At 71.3% G+C, this 4,806-nt stretch carries 6 protein-coding genes and 1 tRNA gene; 5 read left to right on the top strand and 2 right to left on the bottom strand.

Going from position 1 to position 4,806, the window contains the following annotated elements; all coding sequences use genetic code 11:
* From ACWEVO_RS30200 to ACWEVO_RS30210, 3 genes are all read left to right on the top strand, one after another.
* Positions 1-1,120, top strand: a 1,120-nt coding sequence (locus ACWEVO_RS30200; protein WP_452310866.1) for a replication initiator, incomplete at its 5' end; no start/stop codon positions are given.
* A complete protein-coding gene (locus ACWEVO_RS30205; RefSeq protein WP_107075187.1) occupies positions 1,117-1,314 on the top strand; it encodes an excisionase family DNA-binding protein in 198 nt (65 codons plus the stop codon). The genes ACWEVO_RS30200 and ACWEVO_RS30205, both read left to right, overlap by 4 nt.
* Positions 1,314-2,534 (top strand): tyrosine-type recombinase/integrase, encoded by a 1,221-nt coding sequence (locus ACWEVO_RS30210; protein ID WP_452310867.1) that lies wholly within the window; start codon positions 1,314-1,316, stop codon positions 2,532-2,534. The genes ACWEVO_RS30205 and ACWEVO_RS30210 overlap by 1 nt, the downstream gene beginning before the upstream one ends.
* 16 nt (positions 2,535-2,550) lie before the next feature.
* Here ACWEVO_RS30210 and ACWEVO_RS30215 read toward each other — a convergent pair whose 3' ends face one another.
* Together ACWEVO_RS30215 and ACWEVO_RS30220 are read right to left on the bottom strand one after the other, a co-directional pair.
* Positions 2,551-2,976, bottom strand: a complete 426-nt coding sequence (locus ACWEVO_RS30215; RefSeq protein ID WP_452310868.1) for a hypothetical protein — start codon at positions 2,974-2,976, stop codon at positions 2,551-2,553.
* 102 nt (positions 2,977-3,078) lie between these two features.
* A tRNA-Lys gene (locus tag ACWEVO_RS30220) sits at positions 3,079-3,150 on the bottom strand.
* 120 nt (positions 3,151-3,270) lie between these two features.
* Here ACWEVO_RS30220 and ACWEVO_RS30225 point away from each other — a divergent pair.
* A complete protein-coding gene (locus tag ACWEVO_RS30225) occupies positions 3,271-3,570 on the top strand; it encodes a hypothetical protein (RefSeq protein WP_452310869.1) in 300 nt (99 codons plus the stop codon).
* Between the two features lie 45 nt (positions 3,571-3,615).
* Entirely contained in the window at positions 3,616-4,698 is a 1,083-nt protein-coding gene (locus tag ACWEVO_RS30230) for an NAD-dependent epimerase/dehydratase family protein (protein ID WP_452310870.1), read from the top strand.
* Positions 4,699-4,806 lie beyond the last annotated feature (108 nt).

The raw sequence follows: 4,806 nt of genomic DNA on the forward strand, positions 1-4,806 counted from the left end.
GCGCTGCGACTGCCGGCCCGCGCCCTGCCGCGCCCGCAGCAACGCCGGCACCTGCCCGCACAGGCGGCCCGTGGCGTGCTTCGCCCGCCACGACGCCGACGATCCGCGGCTCGGTCAGCCGTTGTGCCTGGACTGCTACGACCACGCCCACCAGGCCGTCTGGAACTACTTCTCTGGAGAACTGTGGCGGCGCACCAAGCAGGCCGCCGATCGCCGCCTCGCCGTGCGCTGCCGCCGACGCGGCATCCCCTTCGTCCGGGTCGTCACCGCCTCGGGCAAGGTCCGCTGGATGCCACCCGTGCGGGTCTCGCACGGCAAGGTCGCCGAGATGCAGCGGCGCGGAGCTGTTCACTTCCACGTCCTGCTGCGCCTCGACGGCGTCGACCCGGAGGACCCGGACGCTCTCGTGCCGCCGCCGGCCGGCATCACTGTCGACGATCTGGAAGACGCGGTCCGCTTCGCCGCCCGGCAGATCACCGTCACCACGCCCGCGCACCCCGACCAGCCAGAAGGCTGGTTGGTCGCCTGGGGCGAGCAGGTCGACATCCGACGCATCAACACCGTTGGCGGCGAGCTGACCGACGGCAAGGTGGCCGCCTACCTCGCCAAGTACGCCACCAAGGCCACCGAAGCCACGGGCCACTCGTCCGTCCGGCTCACCCCGGCCACGGTCGACGACTACGCCGACCCCGAAGGCGACCACGTCGCCCGCCTCATCGACGCCTGCTGGCATCTCGGCAGGCCCACCCACACCGACACGAGCAGCGGCGCCGCAACCGCCAACGACCGTCAAGGCAGCCTTGACGCCAAACCCAACATCTACGGCGGCTTGCGCCGGTGGGCGCACATGCTCGGCTTCGGCGGCCACTTCCTCACCAAGGCCCGCCGCTACTCCGTCACCTTCCGCCTGCTCCGCCACACCCGCGCCACCTACCGGCGCGAAGAGGACGACCAACCGGCCGACATGATCACCGTCGGCACCCTCACCTACATCGGCTCCGGCTGGCTCACCGAGGGAGACGCCCTTCTCGCCAACACCGCCGCCCGCCAGCGGCGCGAGAGCAGACGCATCGGACGGGAAGAACTCGCCCACGAGGCGTGGCTGGGGGTGGCCGCATGACCCACGACCTCCGCCCCCGCTGGTACTCGCCCGCCGAGGTAGCCGTCCTGCTCGGCTTCGGGATCTCCAAGGTCAAGATGAAGATCGCTACCGGCGAGCTGCGCTCCATCAAGGACGGCAAGTACCGGCGCATCCTCCCCGAATGGGTCGACGACTACATCCGCGAGCAGGTCGAACGCCAGGAGGCCGCCTGATGTCCGGACGCGCCCGAGCCAACGGCGAAGGCTCGATCTTCCCGTACCGCAACGGCTTCGCCGCGTACGTCTGGGTCGAGAAGCCGGACGGCAAGCGAGGCCGGAAGTGGGTCTACGGCAAGAGCCGCGAGGAGATCCACGACAAGTGGATCAAGCTGCACGGGCAGGCCAAGGCCGGCCCCGTGGCGACCCGCTCCCCGACGGTGGGGGAGTACGCCGGCTACTGGCTCCGCGAGATCGTCAAGCCGAACCTCGCCCCGGGCAGCTACGTCACCTACGAGGTGGTGGTCCGGCTCTACCTCGTGCCGGGGCTGGGCCGTAAGCGCCTCGACAAGCTTCGGGTCAGCGACGTGCAGACCTGGATCAACGAGGTGGGGCGGACCTGCCAGTGCTGTGCCCAGGGCAAGGACGAGCGGCGAAAGCCCGCCCTGCGTCGCTGCTGCGCCCTCGGCCGCTGCTGCCGGGATCTGCCCTCGGCAACCAGCGTCACCCACCTGCGGACCGTGCTCCGGACACTGCTGTCCCAGGCGATCACGGAAGGGTTGATCTCCCGCAACGTGGCGTCTCTGGTCAAGCTGCCCCCGGTTCGGAAGCGCAAGCGGAAGGCGTGGACGAGCGACGAGGCACGGCGTTTCTTGGAGTCGGCCCGCGCCGGCGACGACCCGCTCTACGCCGCGTACGTCCTAGTCCTGGTGCTCGGTCTGCGCAAGGGCGAGATGTTGGGGCTCACCTGGGCTGACGTCGACCTCGACGCGGGGGAGTTGACCATCGATCGGCAGCTCCAGCGGGTCGGTGCCGAACTGCTGCACCGGGAGACGAAGACGGCCGCCTCGGACGCCACCCTGCCGCTGCCGGACATCTGCACGGTGTCCCTCGGCGGTCGCCGTGTGGCGCAGACCGCCGCCCGCGACGCCGCCGGCCCCGCCTGGCAGCCGTCGGACCTCATCTTCACCACCCGCTATGGCCGGCCGGTCGAGCCACGCAACTTCAACCGCTTCTGGGACCGTCGCTGCGATGCGGCCGGCGTCCGGCGGATCACTGTCAGGGACGCCCGGCGGACCTGTGCTTCGCTCCTGGCCGACCTGGACGTGCATCCCCGGGTGGCAATGCAGATCCTCCGGCACGCGCAGTTCTCCATCACCATGGAGATCTACACGGTGGTGTCCTCGGCGGCCACCCGCGACGCCCTCAAGCGGCTCGGTCAGACGCTCGACCGGTGAAGGGTGGGCATGCCGCTCAGTCGGGCATGCTCGGCCAGGATTGCGGCCACGCTTCCAGGCGCATCACTATTCGCAGGAGGCTTGCCTCAAACGCGGCGTCGTCAAGCTCGCCTCCCCGGCGACGGGACCACAACTCGCTCAGATCGTCTTCGATGGAACCCAGTCCGATGAGTCGATCGGCGCAGGCGAGGCTTCTCTGACGTGCCTCGGCCGGGCTGTCGGAGCTGGTGGTCATCTTGTCTGCGACCACGGTCAGTGTGCAGCGTGCTTCTGCCGTGATGCCACGGCCGGCGGTCTCCACCGCCCGCCAGGTCCCCTCGGGTCCTTGGACGATCTCGACGAACAGGCCGAGGAGCCGCGAATTGCGCACGAGCGGTCCGTCCGTCATCAGCCGCCCTTCCGCTGTCCCGTCCGCCGCCGCTTCGGAGAGCGTTCCAGACACAGGAAGTCAGGCTGGCGGTCGGTCCTTGCTGTACTTCGCTGCTGTACCGGCCCCGATCGCGGCAACAGCGGCCCCGGCCGGGGCCGCTGACCTGCGGAGGAGTGGGCCGCCAGGGACTCGAACCCTGAACCTATGGATTAAAAGTCCACAGCTCTGCCATTGAGCTAGCGGCCCGCCCGCCCAGGCTACCGGAACCCGCCGCTGAAGGGCTTCCGGCTTCCCGCCGTCGTCGATCTTCCGACCTCGCACCGGCGAGGCTCGCATGGGCGGGGCGGCGCCGGGAAGAGGTCCGGTATGAGGCTGAGCAGCACCCCCGCGGTGGCCGCGTCGAGCGAGGTGGCCGGTGCCGACGGGGTACGCCGGCCCGGTGGTGAGGTGCACGCCTGGCTGCCGGGGCAGAACCAGACGGTCTGCGGGTTGCCGTTGAGCCGTACCCGGCTGCGCCGGTTCCCGCACGTGCCGTTCGAGTATTCGGCCACCGACGTGCTGACCGAGGCCGACCCGGAGGGGTACGTCTGTCCGCGCTGCCTGGCCGCCGTGCAGGGCCGCCGGCAGGGGGAGAAGGGCTGGGTCAGGCAGAATCCCCGCCCCTGACCGGTCCGGGGGTTGGCGTCCGCTTCAACGGGTACGCCAGCGGGCATGCGCATCGTGATCGTGGGGGCCAGCGGCAACGTGGGAACCGCGCTGCTCCGCCGGCTGCGGCGGGAGTCCGGGGCGGAGCTGGTCGGGGTGGCGCGCCGCCTGCCGGGGCCGGACGCGGGTGAGCCGTACGACGGGGTGGAGTGGCACGCGTGCGACATCGGGGCGCCCGGGTCGGTCGAGCGGCTCGCCGCGGTCTTCGCCGGGGCGCGGGCGGTGGTGCACCTGGCCTGGCAGATCCAGCCCAGCCACGACCGGCGTACCCTCTGGCGGACCAACGTCCGGGGCAGCCGGGCGGTGTTCGACGCCGTCATCCGGGCCCGCGTTCCCGCGCTGGTGTACGCGTCGTCGGTCGGCGCGTACGCGCCCGGCCCGAAGGACCATCCGGTGAGCGAGCGCTGGCCGGCGACCGGTGTGGCCGGGTCGTCGTACAGCCAGGACAAGGCGGAGGTGGAGAGCCTGCTCGACACGCTCGAGCGGGAGTATCCGGAGCTGCGGGTGGTCCGGCTGCGGCCGGGGTTGATCTTCCAGCGGGACGCCGGCACCGAGATCAGCCGTTATTTCGTCGGCCCGCTGGTGCCGGTGCGGCTGCTCCGGTACGGCCGGATCCCGATGGTCCCGACCAACCGCCGGCTGCGGGTGCAGGCCGTGCATGCCGACGATGTCGCCGACGCGTACGAGAAGGCGGTCCTGGGTGAGGTGCGCGGCGCCTTCAACGTCGCCGCGGACCCGGTGCTGAGCCCGGAGCTGGTGGCTCGCCACTTCCACGGCTGGACGGTGCCGGTGGCGATCCCGGTACTGCGCGCGGCGGCGGCGCTGACCTGGCACGCGCGGCTGCAACCGGTCGACGTGGGCTGGGTCGACCTGGCGTTGAACGTACCCCTGCTGTCCAGCGAGCGTGCCGAGTCCGAGCTGGACTGGCACCCCCGGGTCGACGCGGTCACCGCCCTCAAGGATCTCCTCGCCGGCATGTCGCACCGCACCGGCACCCAGGCCCCGCCGCTGTCGCCCGACCCCAACCTCCCCGGCCGCCCCCAGGCCCTCCTCAAGGCCCGCCTCCCCGGCCACCCCAACCCCTACTGACCGAGCCGGCCCGGCCGGGTTGATCATGACCACGTAGTCGATCGGATGGTTGCGAGGGCGCCGCGCGGGGCGGTAGTTGGCGGGAGAGGCTGGTAGCCACTGCGCGCC

Source organism: Micromonospora sp. NPDC003776, from assembly GCF_053605645.1.